This is a genomic window from Sphingomonas sp. Leaf22 (assembly GCF_001421715.1).
Taxonomy (GTDB): domain Bacteria; phylum Pseudomonadota; class Alphaproteobacteria; order Sphingomonadales; family Sphingomonadaceae; genus Sphingomonas.
This window is the reverse complement of record NZ_LMKP01000001.1, coordinates 121,844-142,946: the sequence shown is the minus strand read 5'-3', so window position 1 is coordinate 142,946 and position 21,103 is coordinate 121,844. Positions and strand designations below refer to the sequence as shown.

Annotated in this window: 21 protein-coding genes and 1 tRNA gene; 12 read left to right on the top strand and 10 right to left on the bottom strand. The window is 65.9% G+C overall.

What is annotated here, in order from left to right; genetic code table 11:
* Nucleotides 1-162 precede the first annotated feature (162 nt).
* The 4 genes from ASE70_RS00655 (at nt 163) to ASE70_RS00640 (ending at nt 6,601) form a co-directional block, all read left to right on the top strand.
* On the top strand, nt 163-3,309 hold the full coding sequence (locus ASE70_RS00655; RefSeq protein WP_056500320.1) for a TonB-dependent receptor: 3,147 nt from the start codon (nt 163-165) through the stop codon (nt 3,307-3,309).
* Between the two features lie 102 nt (nt 3,310-3,411).
* Nucleotides 3,412-4,113 carry a SapC family protein gene (locus tag ASE70_RS00650; RefSeq protein ID WP_056403228.1) on the top strand — a complete coding sequence of 234 codons (702 nt, stop codon included), beginning with the start codon at nt 3,412-3,414 and terminating at the stop codon, nt 4,111-4,113.
* Entirely contained in the window at nt 4,110-5,129 is a 1,020-nt protein-coding gene (locus tag ASE70_RS00645) for a cupin-like domain-containing protein (RefSeq protein ID WP_056403227.1), read from the top strand. The genes ASE70_RS00650 and ASE70_RS00645 overlap by 4 nt, the downstream gene beginning before the upstream one ends.
* Complete coding sequence (locus ASE70_RS00640) at nt 5,126-6,601, top strand: tryptophan halogenase family protein (protein ID WP_056500319.1); 1,476 nt, start codon at nt 5,126-5,128, stop codon at nt 6,599-6,601. Before ASE70_RS00645 ends, ASE70_RS00640 begins: the two co-directional genes overlap by 4 nt.
* 22 nt (nt 6,602-6,623) lie before the next feature.
* On the opposite strand, the gene ASE70_RS00635 is transcribed toward ASE70_RS00640, so the two are convergent.
* The 4 genes from ASE70_RS00635 to ASE70_RS00620 all read right to left on the bottom strand — a co-directional run bounded on the left by ASE70_RS00635 (nt 6,624) and on the right by ASE70_RS00620 (nt 9,178).
* On the bottom strand, nt 6,624-6,989 hold the full coding sequence (locus ASE70_RS00635) for a PilZ domain-containing protein (RefSeq protein WP_162235902.1): 366 nt from the start codon (nt 6,987-6,989) through the stop codon (nt 6,624-6,626).
* 62 nt (nt 6,990-7,051) lie between these two features.
* Nucleotides 7,052-7,136 (bottom strand) — tRNA-Leu (locus ASE70_RS00630).
* A gap of 42 nt (nt 7,137-7,178) precedes the next feature.
* Complete coding sequence (locus ASE70_RS00625) at nt 7,179-7,595, bottom strand: DUF805 domain-containing protein (protein WP_235519500.1); 417 nt, start codon at nt 7,593-7,595, stop codon at nt 7,179-7,181.
* Nucleotides 7,596-7,672: 77 nt separating this feature from the next.
* Nucleotides 7,673-9,178, bottom strand: coding sequence for a YifB family Mg chelatase-like AAA ATPase (locus ASE70_RS00620; RefSeq protein WP_056500311.1), 1,506 nt, complete (start codon nt 9,176-9,178; stop codon nt 7,673-7,675).
* Between the two features lie 114 nt (nt 9,179-9,292).
* Here ASE70_RS00620 and ASE70_RS00615 point away from each other — a divergent pair, with 114 nt between their 5' ends.
* The 7 genes from ASE70_RS00615 to ASE70_RS00590 all read left to right on the top strand — a co-directional run bounded on the left by ASE70_RS00615 (nt 9,293) and on the right by ASE70_RS00590 (nt 13,465).
* Nucleotides 9,293-9,574, top strand: coding sequence for a hypothetical protein (locus tag ASE70_RS00615; RefSeq protein WP_056403211.1), 282 nt, complete (start codon nt 9,293-9,295; stop codon nt 9,572-9,574).
* 73 nt (nt 9,575-9,647) lie between these two features.
* A complete protein-coding gene (gene rpmH, locus ASE70_RS18995) occupies nt 9,648-9,782 on the top strand; it encodes a 50S ribosomal protein L34 (RefSeq protein ID WP_055760361.1) in 135 nt (44 codons plus the stop codon).
* 5 nt (nt 9,783-9,787) lie between these two features.
* Nucleotides 9,788-10,120 carry a ribonuclease P protein component gene (rnpA, locus tag ASE70_RS00610; RefSeq protein ID WP_056403208.1) on the top strand — a complete coding sequence of 111 codons (333 nt, stop codon included), beginning with the start codon at nt 9,788-9,790 and terminating at the stop codon, nt 10,118-10,120.
* 29 nt (nt 10,121-10,149) lie between these two features.
* Nucleotides 10,150-10,362 carry a membrane protein insertion efficiency factor YidD gene (gene yidD / locus ASE70_RS00605; protein WP_056403487.1) on the top strand — a complete coding sequence of 71 codons (213 nt, stop codon included), beginning with the start codon at nt 10,150-10,152 and terminating at the stop codon, nt 10,360-10,362.
* A gap of 16 nt (nt 10,363-10,378) precedes the next feature.
* Nucleotides 10,379-12,076 carry a membrane protein insertase YidC gene (gene yidC / locus ASE70_RS00600; RefSeq protein ID WP_056500305.1) on the top strand — a complete coding sequence of 566 codons (1,698 nt, stop codon included), beginning with the start codon at nt 10,379-10,381 and terminating at the stop codon, nt 12,074-12,076.
* Entirely contained in the window at nt 12,073-12,741 is a 669-nt protein-coding gene (gene yihA / locus ASE70_RS00595; RefSeq protein WP_055995385.1) for a ribosome biogenesis GTP-binding protein YihA/YsxC, read from the top strand. The genes yidC and yihA overlap by 4 nt, the downstream gene beginning before the upstream one ends.
* A 55-nt stretch (nt 12,742-12,796) precedes the next feature.
* The gene (locus ASE70_RS00590) at nt 12,797-13,465 is read left to right on the top strand and encodes a glutathione S-transferase family protein (RefSeq protein WP_056403200.1); all 669 of its coding nucleotides are present in this window, start codon (nt 12,797-12,799) and stop codon (nt 13,463-13,465) included.
* A gap of 25 nt (nt 13,466-13,490) precedes the next feature.
* Here the strand turns inward: ASE70_RS00590 and ASE70_RS00585 are convergent, their stop codons facing one another.
* Together ASE70_RS00585 and ASE70_RS00580 are read right to left on the bottom strand one after the other, a co-directional pair.
* A complete protein-coding gene (locus ASE70_RS00585) occupies nt 13,491-14,249 on the bottom strand; it encodes an alpha/beta fold hydrolase (protein WP_235519497.1) in 759 nt (252 codons plus the stop codon).
* Nucleotides 14,236-14,673, bottom strand: coding sequence for a GFA family protein (locus ASE70_RS00580; protein WP_056500297.1), 438 nt, complete (start codon nt 14,671-14,673; stop codon nt 14,236-14,238). The genes ASE70_RS00585 and ASE70_RS00580 overlap by 14 nt, the downstream gene beginning before the upstream one ends.
* Nucleotides 14,674-14,916: 243 nt before the next feature.
* Between ASE70_RS00580 and ASE70_RS00575 the strand changes: the two genes are divergently transcribed.
* Nucleotides 14,917-15,456, top strand: coding sequence for a YitT family protein (locus tag ASE70_RS00575; RefSeq protein ID WP_082439084.1), 540 nt, complete (start codon nt 14,917-14,919; stop codon nt 15,454-15,456).
* A gap of 120 nt (nt 15,457-15,576) precedes the next feature.
* Here ASE70_RS00575 and ASE70_RS20940 read toward each other — a convergent pair whose 3' ends face one another.
* The 4 genes from ASE70_RS20940 to ASE70_RS00555 form a co-directional block, all read right to left on the bottom strand.
* The gene (locus ASE70_RS20940) at nt 15,577-16,275 is read right to left on the bottom strand and encodes a methyl-accepting chemotaxis protein (protein WP_056500295.1); all 699 of its coding nucleotides are present in this window, start codon (nt 16,273-16,275) and stop codon (nt 15,577-15,579) included.
* A gap of 82 nt (nt 16,276-16,357) precedes the next feature.
* Nucleotides 16,358-17,383 (bottom strand): aspartate-semialdehyde dehydrogenase, encoded by a 1,026-nt coding sequence (locus ASE70_RS00565; protein WP_056403186.1) that lies wholly within the window; start codon nt 17,381-17,383, stop codon nt 16,358-16,360.
* A gap of 59 nt (nt 17,384-17,442) precedes the next feature.
* Nucleotides 17,443-18,801 carry a DUF418 domain-containing protein gene (locus tag ASE70_RS00560; protein ID WP_056500293.1) on the bottom strand — a complete coding sequence of 453 codons (1,359 nt, stop codon included), beginning with the start codon at nt 18,799-18,801 and terminating at the stop codon, nt 17,443-17,445.
* 75 nt (nt 18,802-18,876) lie between these two features.
* The gene (locus ASE70_RS00555) at nt 18,877-21,096 is read right to left on the bottom strand and encodes a S9 family peptidase (protein WP_056500291.1); all 2,220 of its coding nucleotides are present in this window, start codon (nt 21,094-21,096) and stop codon (nt 18,877-18,879) included.
* Between the last annotated feature and the right edge of the window lie 7 nt (nt 21,097-21,103).

Here is a 21,103-nt window from a genome sequence, read left to right as displayed (position 1 = left end):
GTTTCGACGATAAATGGATACAAGATAATATCTTACCGGCAGCGAATCGTACCGTTCGCGCATTGACAACGCTGGACAGGTTGGTAGCGTTACCACAGCCGGATCATCCGGCGAGAATGATGGACGGATCGAACCGTCAGAACCATTTAGGGGAGATTCCGCATGAAGGGCCACCTTCTTCGCACGCTCGCGCGCACGTCCTCGACCATTGCGCTCGCCGCATTGTTCGCCGCACCGGGCATCGCCGCCGCGCAGACCACCGACACCGCCACCAATGCCCAGCCGGGCGCGACCGAAGGTACTGCGGGCAGCGTTGCCCAGCCGACCGGTCAGGACCCCGTGCAGGAAGACGGCGGCGAGATCGTCGTTACCGGCATCCGCGCGTCGCTGAACCGCGCGATCGATATCAAGCGCAATTCGGCGGGCGTCGTCGATGCGATTTCGGCCGAGGATATCGGCAAGTTCCCTGACACGAACCTTGCCGAGTCGCTGCAGCGCATCACGGGCGTGTCGATCAACCGCGTGAACGGCGAAGGCTCGCAGGTCTCGGTCCGCGGCTTCTCCGGCGGGTTCAACCTCGTCACGCTGAACGGGCGTCAGCTGCCCGCCTCGAACGTCGACACCAGCGGCGCAGGCGATTTCGCGCGCGGCACCGGCCGCTCGTTCGATTTCCAGAATCTCGCCTCCGAAGGCGTGTCGGCGCTGGAGGTCTACAAGACGGGCCGCGCCGCCATCCCTTCGGGCGGCATCGGCGCGGCGATCAACGTCGTCACCCGCAAGCCGCTCGATTCGCGCGAAACCGGCGTCACCGGATCGTTCGGCGTGAAGGCGCTGCACGATGTCAGCACCATGGCCGGCGAAGGTGGCCGCGTCCTCCCCGAAGTGTCGGGCCTGCTGAGCTGGCGCAACGACTCGCGCAGCATCGGCCTATCGGTGTTCGGCAGCTACCAGCGCCGCGACAGCACCTCGGCACAGAGCGCACCCAATTATTTCACCGTGGTGCCGACCGCCAGCGTCCTCAATCCCGCCGGCCCGTATGTGAACGGGCAGACGCAGATCGAGAACCGGCCGACCACCCCGTTCGCGCTGATCCCGAACGACAGCCGCTACCAGTTCTCCGAAAACAAGCGTGAGCGCATCAACGGGCAGGCGGTGCTGCAACTCGCCCCGACCGACCGGCTGACCTTCACCGCCGACGCGCTGTTCGCGCAGAACCGGCTGGAGGAGCAGCGCAGCGAGCAGACCAACTGGTTCAACCGCCCGTTCGGCCAGATCCGCTTCAACGGCAACGACGTGATCGCCACGCCCGAATTCATCTCGGAATCGATCAACGGCGTGAAGGATCAGGGGTTCGAACAGCAGTTCCGCGCGACCAAGACCCAGCTTCAGTCCTACGGCCTGAACGGCAAGTGGGAGATGACCGACAATCTGACGCTGAACCTCGATGGCTATCATGCCGTGTCGAAGTCGACGCCGGATGCCGCCAACGGCACGTCGGTGACGCTGGTGTCGCTCGGCGCGCCGGTCATCAGCAGCCAGGCGATCGACTACAGCACCGGCTTCCCGCGGGTGACGCAGACGATCAACGATACGATCAACGGCAACGGCAACGGCGTCCTCGACATCGGCGATCTCGGCACGCAGATTTCGCGCACCAACACCGCGACGCAGCGGCAGCGGATCAATGGCGGTCGCGCCGATCTCGGCTGGGATCTGGGCGGCGGCAGCCGGTTCGATTTCGGCGGCACCTATACCGATTCGCAGATGACCAGCGCGCGGGTGCAGACGCAGCAGCAGCTGGGCGACTGGGGCATCACCGATCCGGGCATCGTGCAACGGCTGGCGTCGAACGTCGTCAAGACCTTCTGCCTCGACTGCAAGTTCGACACGTTCAGCCCGGCGGACGTGAAGCGCACCGCGTTCCGCGGCAACGCGGTCGTGTTGAACGACCTGTTCTCGAACTTCTACGCCGCAAACCCGATCAACACGACCGCCAATGATTTCGACAGCGTCGGCGAAAAGATCTGGGGCGTGTACGGCCAGATCACGTGGAAGGGCGAGATTGCCGGGCGCACCGCCAACCTGGTGTTCGGCACCCGCTACGAGGAGACGAAGGTCCGCTCGACTGCATTGCAGGCGATCCCGTCGGCGATCAAATGGGATGCCGACAACGACTTCTCGTCGGTCATCTCGTCGTCCGCGTCGACCGTGTCGCAACGTGGCAGCTATACCAACCTGCTGCCGGCGGTCGATTTCAACATCGAGGTGCTCGACAATGTCGTCGCCCGCGCATCGGCCAGCCGCACGCTCGCCCGCGCCGATTACGGCAACCTGTTCGCATCGACCACGGCGGGCGCGCCGTCGCGGCCGGTGGCACTGGGCGGTCGTCCCACCGGTAACTCGGGCAATGCCGGGTTGCTGCCGCTGGTATCCGATAACTTCGATGTCTCGGTCGAATGGTATTACAAGCCGTCGAGCTATGTCTCGCTCGGCTTCTTCGACAAGCGGGTGCGCAACTTCATCGGGACCGGCGTCTTCAACCGCAGCCTGTTCGACCTGCGCGATCCGTCGTCGGGTGCAGCGGGCACGCGATCGGGCACTGCGGCCGACCGGCTGCGTGCGCTGGGTGCCGACCTCAGCGACGTCAACCTGTTCACCTACACCGCGCTGCTCAGCCAGAATGGCGGCAACACCGCTCAGGCCGACGCCAATTTCCAGGCGAACCGGAACGCGGCGGGCGCGCTGAACCAGGATTACGTCAACAGCATCCTGCAATCGGTCGACATCTTCGCCAATGGACAGGACCCGCTCTACGACTTCGCAGTGTCGCAGCCGGTCAACAACCGCGACGGCCATATCTACGGCTTCGAACTGGCCGGGCAGCACTTCTTCGGCAACACCGGCTTCGGCGTGCAGGCGTCGTACACGAAGGTGTATGGCGACGTGAATGCCGATATCGCCGCCGACCCCAGCGTCAACGTGTTCGCGCTGACGGGGCTTGGCGACAGCGCCAACGGCTCGATCATCTATGACAAGAGCGGGCTGTCGGCGCGCGTGTCGTACAACTGGCGCGACAAGTTCCTTGCCGCGACCAACCAGGGCGACAGCCGCAACCCGTTGTTCGTCGCGCCGTTCGGTACGCTCGACTTCAACATCAGCTACGACCTGAACGACCGCATGGCGCTGTCGATCGAGGGCGTGAACCTGACCAGCGAGCCGCTGGTGCAATATGGACGCGATCGCAACGCGCTGGTGTTCGCGCAGGAACTGAAGCCGCGCTTCCTGCTCGGTGCCCGCTACCGCTTCTGATCGCGGTCAAGTGACTGGAAAGGGCCGTTCGGACCGCCGAACGGCTCTTTTCTTTGCAACCCCTTCTTCATACCATGGCGGCACCCTGCCCCAAGGATCGCGATGCCCAACCCCGTGTTGCTCAACAATGTCGACCATCATGACCTGACCGTCGCGGTGGTGCACGACGCCGCGCATGGCGACGCGGTGAATCAGGTGCTGCTGTTCCCCAACGAGTTCGAGGCGGCACAGCGCGACTATCCGATCCTGTTCCGGCGCGACGATCGCGGCGGCGTCTATGCCGTCGCGCTGCTCGGGCTCGACCCGGACGACAATCTGTTCCTCGGTTCCGATGGCGGCTGGCCGGCAAGCTATATTCCCGCCGTCCGCCAGCGCGGACCGTTCGCGCCCGATCCGGCGGGCGAAGGCGTGCGCATCAACCTCGACGACCCGCGCGTGCGGCGCGACGGTTCGGGCGAGCCGCTCTATCTGCGCCATGGCGGCACCGCGCCCTATCTCGCGCATGTCGAGGCGGTGCTGAGCGTCATTCGTGAGGGGCAGGCGATCAACGCCCCGCTCTTTGCCGCATGGGAGGCAGCCGGATTGCTGCGCCCGACCACGATCGACGTCGATCTGGGTGACGGCCAGACCTGTGCCATCGCCGACATCCTCGTCATCGCCGACGACCGGCTCGATGCGCTGGATGCCGACACGCTGGCGACGCTGCATCGTAGCGGTGCGCTGCGCGCCGCATTCATGGCGTCGGCGTCGCTCGACAATATCCCGCGGCTGATCGAACGGCGGCAACGGCGGCACGCCGCATGACCCACCCGCGCGTCGTCCGGTCGATCGAGGCGGCGCGCACGGGCGGCTGGTCGCCGGCGGCGCTGGTCGCGGCGAACGAACCGGTGGTGCTGCGCGGCCTTGCCGCCGGCTGGCCGCTGGTCGCGGCGGGGCGCGACGGCCCGGACGCCGCCATCGCCTACCTCAAGCGGTTCGACAGCGGGCGGCCGGTCGTCGCCTTTACCGGCGATGCGGCGATGGGCGGGCGGTTCTTCTACCGCGACGATTGCAGCGGGTTTAATTTCGATGCGGACCGGGTCGGGCTGACCGCCTGTCTCGACCGCATCGTCGACGGACTCGACGATCCCGCCGCCCCCGCCATCTATGTCGGGTCGACCGATCTCGACCTGTACCTCCCCGGACTGCGCGGCGAGAACGACCTGCCATGGCCCGCCGGGACGCCCACGCCGATGGTCAGCATCTGGATCGGCAACCGCACGACCGCCGCGACGCATTACGACATGTCGAACAACCTTGCCGCGTGCATGGTCGGACGGCGACGCTTCACCCTGTTCCCGCCCGATCAGGTCGCGAACCTCTATCCAGGCCCGCTCGAACCGACGCCCGGCGGACAGGTGGTGAGCATGGTCGATCTGCGCGCGCCCGATCACGACCGTTTTCCCCGCTTTGCCGAGGCGATGGCGCATGCGCAGGTCGCGGAGCTGGAGCCGGGCGACGTCCTCTTCTACCCGGCTTTATGGTGGCATAATGTCGAGGCGCTCTCGCCGTTCAACGCCATGATAAATTACTGGTGGAACGACGCCCCGGCGTATGCCGACAGCCCGATGACGACCCTGCTACACGCGCTGCTGTCGCTGCGGGACCGCCCGGCGGCGGAGCGCGCCGCATGGGCGGCGATGTTCGACCATTATGTGTGGAGCGGCGGCGAGGAAGCCCGCGCGCATCTGCCCGCCGCGATCCAGGGCGACCTCGCCCCGCTCGACGAAGCCGCCGCCCGCCGGTTGCGCGCGCGCCTGTTGCAAAGGCTGAACCGATGACGCGCATGCGGATCGTGATCGCGGGCGGCGGCACCGCCGGCTGGCTCGCCGCCGCGCTGCTGACCCGGCAGCTGTCGTCGCTGGTCGAGGTGACGCTGGTCGAGTCCGAAGACATCGGTACGGTCGGCGTCGGCGAAGCGACGATCCCGACCATCCGTTCGTTCCACGCGCTGCTCGGCCTCGACGAAGCCGACTTCATGGGCGCGACCGGGGCCAGCTTCAAACTGGGCATCGCGTTCGAAAACTGGGCGCGCGCAGGCGACCGTTACCTCCACTCGTTCGGCGAGGTCGGGCGATCGACGTGGATGGGCGATTTCCAGCATTTCTGGCTGGAGGCACGGGCGCAGGGCGTGGCGGGGCCGATCGGTGCCTATTGCCTCGAACACGAGGCGGCCGAGGCGGGACGGTTCGCGACCGGGCCGGACGCGCCGCTTAACTATGCCTATCATTTCGATGCCGGCCGCTACGCGGCCTATTTGCGCACCCGCAGCGAGGCGCAGGGGCTGACCCGGGTCGAGGGCAGGATCGCCCGTGTCGAACGCGTGGGCGAGAGCGGCGACATCGCCGCGCTTGTGCTGGACGACGGACGGCGCGTCGCGGGCGACCTGTTCCTCGACTGCACCGGGTTCCACGCGCTGCTGATCGAACAGACGCTGGGCGTAGGGTTCGAGGATTGGGGCCATTGGCTGCCGACCGATCGCGCGCTGGCGGTGCAGACGGTCGCGACCGGCCCCGCGCCGCCCTATACCCGCGCCATCGCCCATGACGCCGGCTGGCGCTGGCAGATCCCGCTCCAGCACCGGGTCGGCAACGGGCTGGTCTACAGCTCGCGCCATTTGAGCGACGATGCCGCACGCGACCGGCTGCTGGCGTCGGTCGAGGGGCAGACCCTGACCGAGCCGCGGTTGATCCGGTTCCGCACCGGGCGGCGGTTGACGACATGGGAACGCAATTGCGTGGCGATCAGCCTTTCGAGCGGGTTCGTCGAACCGCTCGAATCAACCAGTATCCATATGGTCATGATCGCGCTCACCCGCCTCGTCCAGCTGCTGCCGTTCGGCCATCCGGGCGAAGCGGCACGGGCGCGCTTCAATGAACAGTCGCGCCGCGAGATCGAAGCGGTGCGCGATTTCGTGCTGCTGCACTATCATCTGAACCAGCGGCCCGAACCCTTCTGGCGCGAACGGCGCGAGATCGCGCCGCCCGACACGCTGGCGGAACGCATCGCGCTGTTCGCGCAAGGGGCGCATGCCTATCAATCGGCCGACGACCTGTTCCGCGTCGGATCGTGGTTGCAGGTGATGCTGGGCCAGGGGCTGGAACCGGCGGCCCATCACCCGCTCGCGAAAATGATGCCGCCGGGGCAACTGGCCGCCGTGCTGCGCGACCTGAACGACGGAATCGCGGCCCGGGTAGCGGCGTTGCCGGCGCATCAGCAGTTTCTCGACCAGTATTGCCGCAGCAGCGCGTGACGCTGGGGGCGGCGGATCGGCGCTACTCGCCGCGCCGATAGGGGCTGTGGATATTGTCGAGCCAGCCCGCGACCGTACGCGACGCCGGCACCACCGTTCCGCGCGGACGACGGGCGGCGGCGATATCGACGGTCGCCCCCTCGAAATGCAGCCCGGCGCGCCCGTTTTCGACCCAGCGTACGGTCGCCTCGACATGGTGGACGGTACCCATGGTGACCAATACCCGGTCGCCGGCGGCGAGATCGGCGAGATTGTCGATGCAGGTGCCCGTTTCGGACAGGTTGCGGACACGACATTCGACGACCTGACCGCGGGTTTCGATCCGCGCGTTCAGGATCACGCTGTGACGGCGCGGTCGTTCGGCGGACGATGCATCATCTTCGTTCATGACGACCATATCCTGGCAGATCGTCGGTCGGTGCCGGGCGGGGCACCCGGCATCCGCGAAATTGGTGCCCCTGGCCGGGCTCGAACCAGCACTCCTCTCGGAATCCGATTTTGAGTCGGACGCGTCTACCAATTTCACCACAGGGGCACGCAGCGGTCCGTTAGCGCAAGCCGACAGCGCCTGCAACCGTCAGGAAAACACGTCGACGTCGTTGCTGCCATGGGGGTCCTTGGGATCGGGACCATAGCGGTTCGGCCCCGGCGTTCCGGGCAGGCACATGAAGATCAGCACGATCAGTCCGCCGACATAGGGAATGAAGCTGAGCAGCACCAACCACCCGGTCCGGTTTTGATCGTGGAATCGCCGCACCTGCACCGCGATCGACGGGACGATCAGGGCAAGCCCCATCAGTCCTAACAGTATCAGCCACAGCGCCGGCAACCCGTTCGCCGGCGTGAAGTTGCTGTCATAGCTGAAGGCACCGGACATCGCCGCAATGACGCCGATCAGGATCGCGGCGATCAGATAGCCGAGCGAGAACATCCAGTATTCGAGCCGCCGGGACCGCCCCGCAAAATCCGCGTAACGCCGAAGCGGCAGCGTCATCCAATACATCGTCCATCTCCCCGTCATCGTCGCACGATATCGTCATCGTTGCGGTTCGCCGCGCCAATGGCAATGCTTCAATTGACCGGTGCCCGCCGCCGGTAACTCAGCGCTTCCGCGACATGTGCCCGACCGACGCCGTCCGCCTCCGCCAGATCGGCGATCGTCCGGCTGACCCGCAGCACGCGGTGAAACCCGCGCGCCGACAGCCGCATCGTTTCCGCCGCCTGCGCCAGCAATGCCCGCGCCGACACGTCGAGCACCGCTGCCTGTTCCAGCACGCTGCCGTCCGCCTCGGCATTGGTCCGCACGCTGGTCGCGGCATAGCGTTCGCGCTGTACCGCCCGCGCCCGTGCCACCCGCGCCGCGACCTCCGCCGATCCTTCGGCTGGCGGCGGCAGGACCAGATCGGCCGCACTGACCGCCGCCATTTCGATCGCCAGATCGATCCGGTCGAGCAGCGGCCCCGATACCTTCGCCTGATAATCGGCGGCACAGCGCGGCGCCCGCGCACAGGCGAGCGCCGGATCGCCCAGATGCCCGCAACGGCACGGGTTCATCGCCGCGATCAGCTGTACCCGCGCCGGAAAAGTCACATGCGCATTGGCCCGCGCGACGCTGACCTGCCCGGTCTCGAGCGGCTGGCGCAGCGAATCGAGCACCGCGCGCTGAAACTCGGGCAGTTCGTCGAGGAACAGCACGCCCAGATGCGCCATGCTGATCTCCCCCGGCTTCACCCGCAGCCCGCCCCCGGTCAGCGCCGCCATCGACGCCGAGTGGTGCGGCGTTCGGAATGGCCGCACCCGCGTCATCCGCCCGCCGGTCAGCGACCCCGCGACCGACGCGACCATCGACACTTCCAGCGCCTCGGCGGCATCGAGCGGCGGCAGGATCCCCGGCAGGCACGACGCGAGCAGTGACTTGCCCGCGCCCGGCGGTCCGACCATCAGCAGGTTGTGACCACCCGCGGCCGCGATCTCCAGCGCCCGCTTGGCCGTCTCCTGCCCCTTGACCTGGCGCAGGTCGTTGCCGCTCCATTCATCCTCCGCGCCGCCGGGCTGCGGATTGCCGAGCAGTTGCTCGCCCTTCATATGATTGAGCAGCGACAGCAGATCGGGTGCCGCGATGACCGGCGTGCCGGCCCATGCCGCCTCTGCCCCCTGTTCGGCCGGGCAGATCAGCGAACGCCCCTCGCCGCTTGCCAGCATCGCCGCCAGCAGGACGCCGGGCGATCCGGCGATCCGCCCGTCGAGGCTCAGTTCGCCGACGACGACATGATCGGCCAGCCCCTCGGCATCCACCACGCCCATCGCCGCCAACAGGCCCAGCGCGATCGGCAGGTCGTAATGCGATCCTTCCTTGGGCAGGTCCGCCGGCGACAGATTGACCGTGATGCGTTTGGGCGGCAGCGCCAGCCCGATCGCGGCGATCGCGGCGCGCACCCGTTCGCGGCTTTCGCCCACCGCCTTGTCGGCCAGTCCGACCACGACGAATGCGGGGACGCCCGGTGCCAATTGCACCTGCACCTCCACCCGCCGCGCCTCCAGCCCGAGATACGCCGCCGTCGATACGATCGCGACCATGAATGCCCCTGTTCCCCGTGTCCGGTCGTGTCCCGCATCAGGTCGGCCCGGTCAAGCGACCGCGCATCGCAGGCGTCTTGAACCGGCAACACACGGGTGGCATGGCAACCTATCATGCAGATCCTCCTCCTGGCGCTCGGTGCCTTGCTGATCCTCGCGACGCCGGTCGTCGCGGTGCTGCCGGGACCGGTCGGGATCTTCACCTTCGCCGCCGGGCTGGCGCTGATCCTGCGCAACTCGCGCCGGGCGCGCCGCCGCTTCGCGCGGACCATGCGCCGCTTCCCGCGACTGCGCGCGATGTCGGACCGGGCGCTGCGCCGTCCCAGTGCCAAGCGGCGGCGGCTGCGCGCGGAGACCATCCCGACCTCCGTTGACTTGAAGGCGGTGCATCGCTAAGGGGCTCGTCACGCGGCCGCCGTCACTGGCGGCTTTTTACGTTCTAGCAGTTTGAATACCCGGGGAATGAGTGATGAAGCGGACTTTTCAGCCGAGCAACCTGGTACGGGCCCGTCGTCACGGCTTCCGCTCGCGCATGGCGACGCCGGGCGGCCGCAACGTGATCCGCGCCCGCCGCTCGCGCGGCCGGAAGAAGCTGTCGGCCTGACCAAGATGCTTCGCCGCCGGGATTATCTGGCGGCGAATGCGGGACGCCGGGCGCCTATGCCCGGCTTCGTCCTGCTGGTGCGACAGCGCCGGGCGGACGAACTGGCCGAATCGCCGAATGCGATGCGAATCGGCATTACCGTATCGAAGAAGGTTGGAAACGCCGTCGTCCGCAACCGGATGAAACGGCGTTTTCGCGCGCTTGCCGCCGAAATGCTGCCCGATATGGGCGTCGCCGGTGCCGATCATGTGCTGATCGGACGCGCGAGCGGCATCGAACGCCCTTTCGACGATCTCAAGGCCGACCTGACCAAGGCATTGCGCAAGGTACGGCGGTGACCGGTGATGGCGAATCGCTCCGGCCGGGCATCGCCGCGCGCCTGCTGATGCTGGTCGCGCGCGCATGGCAATTGGGGCCGTCGCTGATCCTGCCGCCGTCCTGCCGCTATCAACCTTCCTGTTCGGCCTATGCAATCACCGCCATTGCCCGCTATGGCGCGGCAAAGGGGGGGTGGCTGGCCGCGAAACGGATCGCGCGCTGTCATCCCTGGGGCGGGCACGGCCACGACCCGGTGCCTTAGAGCCTGAGGATTTCGCGTGAAGAACGACCAGAAGAATTTCCTGCTGTTCGCGGTACTGGCTGCGCTGGTGCTGTTCGGCTGGCCGTATATCGCCAACCACTTCTTTCCGGCTGCCAATCCGCCGGTAACGAAGCTGGAGGACGGGAAGAGCAAGGCCGTCGCCAATCCGGCGACCGACCCGGCCGCCGACACCGCGAACGCGATTCGCGACCGGGCGCTCGTGCTGCGCGAAACCCCGCGCATTCCGATCGAAACGCCTGCCGTGCGCGGATCGATCAACCTGCGCGGCGGGCGGATCGACGATCTGGTGCTGGTGAAGCACAAGGAAACGATCGACGCCAATTCGCCGCCGGTCCGGCTGCTGTCGCCGTCGGGCACCGTCGATGCCTATTTCGCGCAGTTCGGCTGGAGCGGCACCGGCGTGTCGGCCCCGCCCGCCGACGCGCTATGGACCGCCAGCGGTACGAAGCTGACCCCGCAGACGCCGGTCACGCTGTCGACCACGGTCGGCACGCAGCGGTACCAGATGCAGATTTCGGTCGACGACGGCTATATGTTCACCGTCCGCCAGAGTGTCGCCAATGCCGGGCCGCAACCGATCCAGGTCGCGACCTATGGCCTGCTCAGCCGCCGTGGCGCCCCGGTCGACAAGGATACGATGACGATCCAGGTCGGCCCGGTCTACGAAGCCGGCAACGGCGTGAAGTTCGACGTCAACTATAAGGACATCGACGAAAAGCCCGAGACATTCGCCACCAGGGGCGGCTGGATCGGCTTCACCGACCATTACTGGATGACCGCGCTGATCCCTGATCAGGGCGTACAGCACACGCTCACGCTCAAGGGCGGCGACCAGCGGCATCAGGCCGACTATCGTTCGCCGACGCTGGCGACGCTCGCACCGGGGCAGGCGCTGACGCAGAGCGTCCGCTTCTTTGCGGGTGCCAAGGAGAACAAGCTGCTCAACGCCTATGAGGCGCAGGGCGTGCCTTATTTCTCGCGCGCGATCGACTGGGGCTGGTTCCGCATCGTCGAGGAACCGATCTTCGTCTATCTCGACTGGCTGTTCCGTCTGGTCGGCAATTTCGGCGTCGCGATCATCCTGCTGACGGTCACGATCCGCGGTCTGATGTTCCCCATCGCCCAGCGCCAGTTCGCGTCGATGGCGGCGATGCGCGCCATCCAGCCGAAGCTGAAGGCGCTGCAGGAGCGGTACAAGGACGACAAGCCGCAGCTGCAGCAAAAGATGATGCAGCTGTACAAGGAGGAAAAGGTCAATCCGGTCGCCGGCTGTCTGCCGACGCTGATCCAGATTCCGATCTTCTACGCGTTGTACAAGGTGCTGTTGCTGACCATCGAGATGCGGCACCAGCCGTTCGTCGGCTGGATCAAGGATCTGTCGGCTCCCGATCCGGCGACGATCCTGAACCTGTTCGGCTATCTCGACTTCACCCTGCCGCACTTCCTCGCGATCGGCGTCGTGCCGGTGCTGCTCGGCATCTCGATGTACTTCCAGTTCAAGCTGAACCCCGCCCCGATGGACGACATGCAGAAGCAGGTCTTCGGCCTGATGCCCTGGGTGCTGATGTTCATCATGGCCCCGTTCGCGGTCGGGTTGCAGGTCTACTGGATCACGTCGAACCTGCTGACCATCGCGCAGCAGCAGCTGCTCTATGCGCGGCATCCGGCCCTGAAACAGGCGGCCGCGAAGTGAACGACCTGCCACCCCCGCCGCCCGGCGACGACCGCTTCGATCCCGACCAGATCGAAGCGGCGCGCAAAATCTTTGCCGGGCCGATCCAGTTTCTGAAGTCAGCGCCGGCGCTGGAGCATCTGCCCAGCCCCGACGTGCCCGAGATCGCCTTTGCCGGCCGGTCGAACGTCGGCAAATCGTCGCTGCTCAACGCGCTGACCGGCCGCACTTCGCTGGCGCGGACCTCGGTCACGCCGGGGCGGACGCAGGAGCTGAACTTCTTCGATATCGGCACGCCGCTGAAATTGCGGCTGGTCGACATGCCCGGCTATGGTTTCGCCAAGGCACCCAAGGACATGGTCCGCAAGTGGCGCTATCTGGTGAACGACTATCTGCGTGGGCGGCAGGTATTGAAGCGGACGCTGGTGCTGATCGACTCGCGCCACGGCATCAAGGACGTTGACCGCGACGTGTTCGAAATGCTCGACAAGGCAGCGACCAGCTATCGCATCGTCCTGACCAAGACCGACAAGATTAAGGCGACCGAACTGGAAGCGGTGTACGAAGCGGTCGGCGACGAAGTCCGCAAGCGTCCTGCCGCGCATCCCGACGTCATCTCGACGTCGAGCGAAAAGGGCATGGGCATCGCCGAACTGCGCGCAGCGGTGATCGAGTCGATCGGCTGACGTCGCGTCCGCCGATGGCTCGACACGCCAAGGGCGACGTGGCACGAGCGGCCGCATGCTGAAGCTCATCATCGGGAACAAGGCCTATTCCTCTTGGTCGCTGCGCGGCTGGCTGGCGGCCAAGCTGTCGGGCCTGCCGTTCGAGGAGGTCGTCGTGCCCCTCTACGACGCCGACTGGGACAAGCGCCGCGAGGGTGACGAGTTCGCGCCGTCGTCGGGCAAGGTCCCGATCCTGTGGGACGGCGACGAGATCGTCGTGTGGGACAGTCTGGCGATCGTCGAATATCTGAACGAGAAATCGGGCGGCGACAAATTCTGGCCGGCCGATCCCGCTGCGCGCGCGATGGCGCGGTCGATGGCGGCGGAAATGCATTCGGGCTTCGCGCCGCTGCGCCGCAAGCACAGCATGAACGTCCGCCAGGTCTATGACCCGACCCGGCCCGACGACGATGTCGCCGCCGACCTGTCGCGCATCTACGAGCTATGGGCGCAGGCGCGCGCGCGGTTCGGACACGGCGGCGACTTCCTGTTCGGGGAATTCGGCGCGGCGGACATCATGTTCGCACCGGTCGCGACACGGATCGTCACCTATTCGCTGCCCTGCCCGCGCTTTGCGATGGGGTACATCATCACCCTCATCAACCATCCATGGATGCAGGACTGGATCGCCAGTGCGCAGGAAGAGGAGTGGGTGCTCGAGCAATATGAGCAAGCGGTGAAGTAAACTCCTCCCCGCTCGCGGGGAGGAATTACGCTAAAAACGCCGCGATCGCGTCGCCCAGTTCGCGCTTCACCACCGCGCTCATATGGTTCCCCGGCGTCTCGACCAGCCGCGCATCGGGCAGCAGGTCGGCGAGCGCGCGGTGGCTGCCATTGTCGTCATCCTCCTCGCCGGCCAGCACCAGCACCGGCTTGCTGATCGCCGCCAGTTGCTCGCGCGAGGTATCGACGAAGGTGTCGAGGATGCCGAGCAGCGCCACCGGATCGCCGCCGGTGGTCTTTAGGAACGCCTCCGCCATCCATTCATTCGACCCGCGTTCGAAACTGCCGAGGTTGGTCAGGATGCGCCGGAAATGCGCCGCGCGCCGCCCGGTATCGAGCAACCCCTCCAGCCCCATGCCGCTCAGCACCAGCCTGCCCGGCGTCGCGCCCATCGTCACCATCCGCACCGCCGTGCGCGCGCCGAGCGAATAGCCGCCCAGATCATAATCGGTCAGCCCGAGATGCTCGATCAGCGCCATGCCGTCGCGGGCCAGCGCATCGGGCGGATAGGCGGCGGCGTCCTGCGGCCGGGCGCTGAGGCCGTGCGCGCGCAGGTCGGGCAGGATCACCCGCCGGCCGAGCGCCGCGATCTTCGCGGCATGGCCGTATTTGATCCAGTTGGTCTGCGCATCGCTGAAATAGCCATGGATCAGCACGACCGGCCGCCCCTCGCCCAGTTCGCTCCAGGCGATTTCGACCCCGTCGAAACTGGCGAAGCGATGCGTCGTAGGTTCAGGATGTGCCAAGTGCGTTCTTCCAGCGTTCGACGGTGGGGCCATGTTCGTCCGCGCGATATTCGGGCAGGCCGCGTGTGTCGAGCCATTGCGGATGGCGGCTTTCGACCCCGAAATGATGGTGCGGTCGGAACCGCGCCGGTTCGTCGAAGCTGCCGATCGTCAGATCGATGTTGTCGCCATCGGGAAATTCGAAGCTGATCGGCGTCCCGCAATCGCGACAGAAACCGCGCCTGGCGATCGGCGAGGACGCGTATAGATCGGGCTGTAGATCCCATGCCACGTCGTGCCTGGCCACGTTCTTGAACGCGATCGAGACGCCGCCGGTCGCGCGCTGGCACATGCGACAATGGCAGAGATAGGCTTCATCGTCGCGGATCGTCACCGTATAGCGGATCCGCCCGCACTGGCATCCGCCCGACATGATCTCGGCCATGCGACATCCTTTCGTTGCCACCTCACAACCGCATGGCCCCGGCGCGGGTTCCGGTCATGGTCGACGTCCGAATTAGCCGCTTCACCTGCCGCCCGATCCGCGATAGATATCCGCGCAATAAAAGAACATGGGGAGAGGGTGCCGGCCTGACCGGAGATCGACGCCATCGCCCCCGCCCTGCCCCACAACGGCGTACCGCACAGCCGGTCCGAAGACGTCTATGCCATCGTCGTCGGATGCGTGATGATCGCGCTCGGGTTGGCGTTGCTGCGTGCCGCAGGTCTGGTCACCGGCGGCATCGCCGGCATCGCGTTGCTGGTATCGTATCTGGTGCCGCTGCCGACCGGCGTGCTGTTCACGCTGATCAACATCCCGTTCTTTCTGTTCGCCAAACGGGCGATGGGCACGCGGTTCATGGTGCGCACGATCGCGGTCAATGCCGGGATCGCGCTGTTCTCCACGATGGCGCGCTATGGATTCCGGATCGTCGAAGTGCATCCGGCCTTTGCCGCGATTGCCGGCGGTACCGTCATCGGCATGGGCATCCTCGCGCTTGCCCGGCACGATGCCGGGGTCGGCGGAACCGGTGTCGTGACGCTGTGGCTGCAACGCACGCGCGGCTGGAATGCGGGACGGACACAGATCGCGATCGACCTCGGCATTCTCGCGACGTCGTTCGCGGTGGTGGCACCGGTGCAGGTCGCATGGTCGGCATTGAGCGCAGCGGCGATCAGCGGCATCCTGATCGCATGGCACCGGCCGGGACGCTACACGGGGTACTAAAGGCGATCGATGTTCACGAACCGATCACATCTCTCCTCTCCCTTCCAGGGAGGGGAGCAACATCGCAAAACCGTCGACGAATATCGATCGGCCCAAGGCCTGATGCGTTAGCACTTGCCCTCAAGCCACCAATACCGGCCGGCCATGGTCGCGCAACATCGTCGCGGCGCGTTCGGTTGCCGCGCGGATATCGTCGGCCAGCGATTTGACCTCGCGCGCCACCACGGCGAAACCGGTACCCGCCTCGCCTGCCCGTGCCGCCTCGATCGCGGCATTCAGTGCGACCAGCCGGGTCTGGGCGGTGATATCGCCGATCGATGCGACGATCCCGGCCAACTGGTTCATCGCCGACTGCAACGCCTCCCGCTGTTCCTCCAGCGCCATGCGGAAGCGGTTGCCCTCGTCCAGCCGCGCCTGCACCTCGCGTTCCAGTACGATCTGCCGTGTCATGTCGGTGCCGATCTTGACGATCGTCGACGGGCGCCCCTGCGGATCGAGCACCGGATTATAGGTCCCCTGCAACCACACGTCGCGACCCTGTCGATCGATCCGGCGGTATAGTCCGCCCTCGAACGCTCCCGCCGCCAGCTTGCGCCAGAATGCGGCATAGGCCGGCGATACGGCGTCGGCCAACGAACAGAAGATGCGGTGATGCCGTCCGCGAACCTCGCTTAGGGTATAGCCCATGGTGCCGAGGAACGCGTCGTTGGCCCATAAGATCGTGCCGTCGAGCGCGAATTCGATCACCGCCTGCGACCGGCAGATCGCTTCCCATGCACCCCGGTGCAAGGCATCGTCGCGGACGGTTCCCGTATCCATGCGAAAACCCTAGCGCGGATCGGTTAACGACCCTTTAGGACATGCGCGTGCTTCGAACCGAACTGCGTCCGCGAACGTACCGTCAATCCTTGCGCAAATGGCGACGTCCCAGCAATTCAGCGATTTGCACGGCGTTCAGCGCCGCACCCTTGCGCAGATTGTCCGACACGCACCACAGCGCCAGACCATTCTCGACCGTCGAATCCTCGCGGACGCGGCTGACATAGGTCGCGAAGTCGCCGACGCATTCGATCGGCGTCGCGTATCCGCCGTCCTCGCGCTTGTCGACCAGCATGATGCCGGGAGCCTCGCGCAGGATCTTTTGCGCATCTTCGGCCGACAGCTCGTTTTCCATCTCGATGTGGATCGCTTCGCTGTGACCGACGAACACGGGCACGCGGACACAGGTCGCGACGACCTTGATCTTGGGGTCGAGGATCTTCTTGGTCTCGACCACCATCTTCCACTCTTCCTTGGTCGACCCGTCGTCGAGGAAGCTGTCGATGTGCGGGATCACGTTGAATGCGATCTGCTTGGTGAACTTCTTGGGGTCCGCACTGTCGCCGACGAAGATGTTGCGGCTCTGTTCGAACAGCTCGTCCATGCCCGCCTTGCCCGCGCCCGACACCGATTGATAGGTGGCGACGACGACGCGCGTGATCTTGGCAGCATCGTGGATCGGCTTCAGCGCCACGACCATCTGCGCGGTCGAGCAATTGGGGTTCGCGATGATATTCTTGACGCGATATCCGTCGATCGCCTCGGGGTTCACTTCGGGCACGATCAGCGGCACGTCGGGGTCCATGCGGTACAGCGACGAATTGTCGATCACCGTGCAGCCGGCGGCGGCGAACTTCGGCGCATAGACGGCGGTCGCTTCGCTGCCGATCGCGAACAACGCCATGTCCCAGCCGGCCGGATCGAAATGCTCGATATTCTGGATCTTGTACTGTTTGCCGGTCTCGCCGAAATCAGCCATGTCGCCGGCCGAGCGCGACGATGCCAATACTGCCAGATCGTCGATCGGAAATTCGCGCTCCGCCAGGATGTTGAGCATTTCGCGACCGACATTGCCGGTCGCGCCGGCGACGACTACCCGATATCCCACTTGCTTACTCCGCGATCAAATCTTGCGCGCGGAATAGCCCTTTCGCAGCTTTTGTAAAGTCACGCCGCCGCCAGCGTCGGCCCCGGCAGGACCTCCGGCACCCCCCGCGGATGGCGGAATGGCTGGTGCTGCCAATAGGCGAGACTGCGCCACGCCCATTCCAGCGGCCCCATCGCGAAGAACCGTGCCCAGATCAACGCGGCGAGCGCACTTACGACGATGACCCCGGTCGCGATCGCGAACTGCCCGGCATGGCCGTAGCGGCCCCACAGGTTGAAGCCGTACGGCGCGAACAGGATGTGCAGCCCGATGATCTGTTCGACGAAATAGACCGAGAACGCCATCCGCCCGACCGTCTTTAGCGGCGCAAGGACCCGGGTGCCCGCGACCGATCGCATGGCCAGATTGACCGCCGCGACGTGGCCGATGCTGACCGCGATCCGCGCCGCCTCCTGCGTGAACCAGATCGTCTTGGCCGTGGGCAGCATCGGCATCAATTCGACCACCCCGATCGCGCGTGCGGTCAGGCCGAAGCCATAGGTGGCGAGCATCAGCCCGAGATAGAAGCGCGACGTCCGCCCGCCCTGGATGATGCGCCATTTCCACAGCGCGATCCCGATCAGCATCGTGCAGAACGCCTCGACGACGACCATCACCAGCAATCCCTTGCCGATCATGAACTTCATCCAGCCGTCCCAGTAATAGCTGGCATAGGGCAGCCAGCCGCCGGCATGCGCCTTGCGCTCCTTGACCAGATCCTTGGCCATTTTCTCGTTCGGCCGGCGACGCTCTAGCTTCTTGTTCCATTCGGCCAGCGCCTTGGCATCGTCCTTCGCCACCGGTATGGCCGCGATCCGTGCCGCCTGCGCCCGCTCGACCTTCGTCTGGAGGGCGACCCGATCGACATACTCCATGCCGCCCATCGCCAGATTGGCCACCATCATCAGACTGCCCAGCGCGACCAGCGCCTTCGGCCCCAACAGGCGGAACGGGAACAGGAACAGCGACGCGATCGCATAGACGGTCAGGATATCGCCGACCCACAGCACGACGAACACGTTGACCAGCCCGAAGAACAACAGCCACAGCGTCCGGCGATAGAACAGGTCGGCGACCGCCACCGGGCCGTCGGGCCGCATCGCCCGCGCGGTCAGCACCATGAAGCCCGCCCCGAACAGCAGTTCGAGCACGCCGCGCTGCGTCCCTTCGAGGAAGATCGTGACGAAGCCCCACGCGACCCGGTCGATCGGCGTCCATCCGATCCAGCGGAAGTCGGCGAACAGCAGCGTCGTCGCCGATGCCTGCATCGTCACGTTCATATAATAGATGGCAAGGATCGCCAGACCCCGCAGGACGTCCAGCACCTCGATCCGCGCACGCCCCGTGACCGGTGCGATTCCGCCCGCAACTTCCCCCATCGCCCGACTCCCCCAAGCCCCTGCGCCGAAACGCTAGGCGCGGGGAAAGTCGAACGTCAATACGCTATTTGGAGGTTACTTCCCGACGACCTGCCGGTCGAGGAAGTCGAGGATCGTCTTCCACAGATGTTCGCTGATTCCCGGTCCGCCGACGCGGTGGGTCTGTCCGGGATACAGCATCAATTCGAACGGCGTCGCCGATTTCTGCATCGCCGCCATCATCGCCGTCGAATGTTCGAGCACGACGTTGTCGTCGGCCATGCCGTGGATCAGCAGCAGCGGATCGCGGATTTTCGCCGCATCACCCACCGTCGCCGATGCCGCATAGGCGTCGGGCACGGTACGCGGATCGCCCATATAGCGTTCGGTATAATGGGTGTCGTACAATTCCCAGCGCGACACCGGCGCGCCCGACACGCCCGCCGCGAATACGCCCGGTGCCTTTTCGAGCATCTTCAGCGTCATATAGCCGCCATAGGACCAGCCATAGGTCGCGATCTTGTCCGGCGCGACGAACGGCAGCGTCTTCAGATACTCGGCACCGGCGATCTGGTCGTCGACCTCGACCGTGCCCATTGCCTGATGGATCTGGTCCTCGAACGCCTTGCCGCGTTCGGGCGATCCGCGATTGTCGATCTCGAACCAGATCCAGCCGCGGTCGACCAGATACTGGCGCAGCGCCCCGCCCCATGCCCGGCGCACGACCTGGCTGCCCGGCCCGCCATAATGCGAGAAGAACACCGGATAGCGCTTGCCCGGCTCCAACCTGGGCGTGATCATGTTCCAGTACAGCGTCGAACCGTCGGCGGCCTTGATCGTCCCGAACTCGGTCGGACGATGGCTGGCGACATAGGGCGCATAGGGGTGATCGCCGGTCAGCGCATTTTCGTTGATCCACGCGATCCGCTTGGCGGCGGTATCGGCCAGATAGGTCTGCGACGGCTGATCGGGGTTGGAGCGCGACACGATCAGCCGCGACGCCTTTCCATCCATCGACGCGCTGTACGACCAGCCTGGCTCGGTCATCCGCGTGACCACGCCCGGCTTGTTCAGGTCGACGCGGTACAACTGCCGTTCGAGCACGTCGTCCTTGTTAGCGAGGAAATAGAGGCGGCCCTTCGCCTCATCGACCCCGGCCAGATCGGACACCATCCATTTGCCGCTGGTCAGCTGCGCCCATTTGCCGCCCTTCCAGCGGTACAGATGCGCGTAGCCGTCGCGTTCCGACGACCAGATCAGGCTGCCATCCTTCATCAGGTGATAGGCGTCGGACAGGTTGACCCAGCTCTTCGGCCCGGTTTCCTCGGTGAACAGGATCGCCGCCCCCCCCGTCGCCGGATCGACGCGCAGCATGTCGAGCTTCGTCTGCGTCCGGTTCTGCCGCTGGACCAGCAGCGCCTTGCCATCGGGGGTCCAGTCGACCCGCGCCAGATAGATGTCGGGATCGGGGCCGAGATCGACCTTCACCTTGCCCGACCCGTCCGGCTTCATGACATAGAGCTCGACCAGCACGTTGGGCGTCCCCGCCTTCGGGTAACGCTGCTGATAGATGCTGGTGCCCTCCGCCCCGATCGCGGAGCGGGTGACGATGCCGACCGGTGATTCATCGAAGCGTTCGACCGCGACCAGCCGGTCGTCGGGCGACCACCAATATCCGGTGCGGCGGTTCATTTCCTCCTGCGCGACGAACTCCGCCTCGCCGAAATGAACGGTATCCTTGCCCTCGGTCGTGACCGGCGTCTCGCGCCCGGTCTTCAGGTCGAGCGTCACCAGATTCTGGTCGCGCACGAAGCTGACATAACGCCCCTCGGGGCTGACCACCGGGTTCAGCTCGCCGCTCTCGCTATTGGTCAGGCGGCGGACGCTGCCGTCGATCGACGCGAGATACAGATCGCCGTCGAGCGGCACGAGGATCGACTTGCCATCGGGTGCCCAGTCATAGGCGAGGATGCCGCGCTTGCCGGTCAGCGAGCGGTCGCGCTCGCGCTGCATCTTTTCCGCCTCGGACAGCGCGGCACCGGTACCGACCTTCTTCGAATCGACCAGCATCCGCCATTCGCGGGTGGTCGTGTCCATCGCCCACAGGTCGAACCGCTCGCGTTCATCGGCACGGTTGCGCAGCAGCGTCACATATTTCCCGTCGGGCGACAGGCGCAGATTCTGCGGGGCCGCCCCGTTCAGGTCGGGGCTGGCAAAGACCCGTTCGAGGGTCAGGTCGCCCGGCTTCGCCGGTTCACTCGCCATGCCGGCCTGCCCCATTGCCAGCAACGCCGCACCCATCAACCATTTGACCATATTGCCC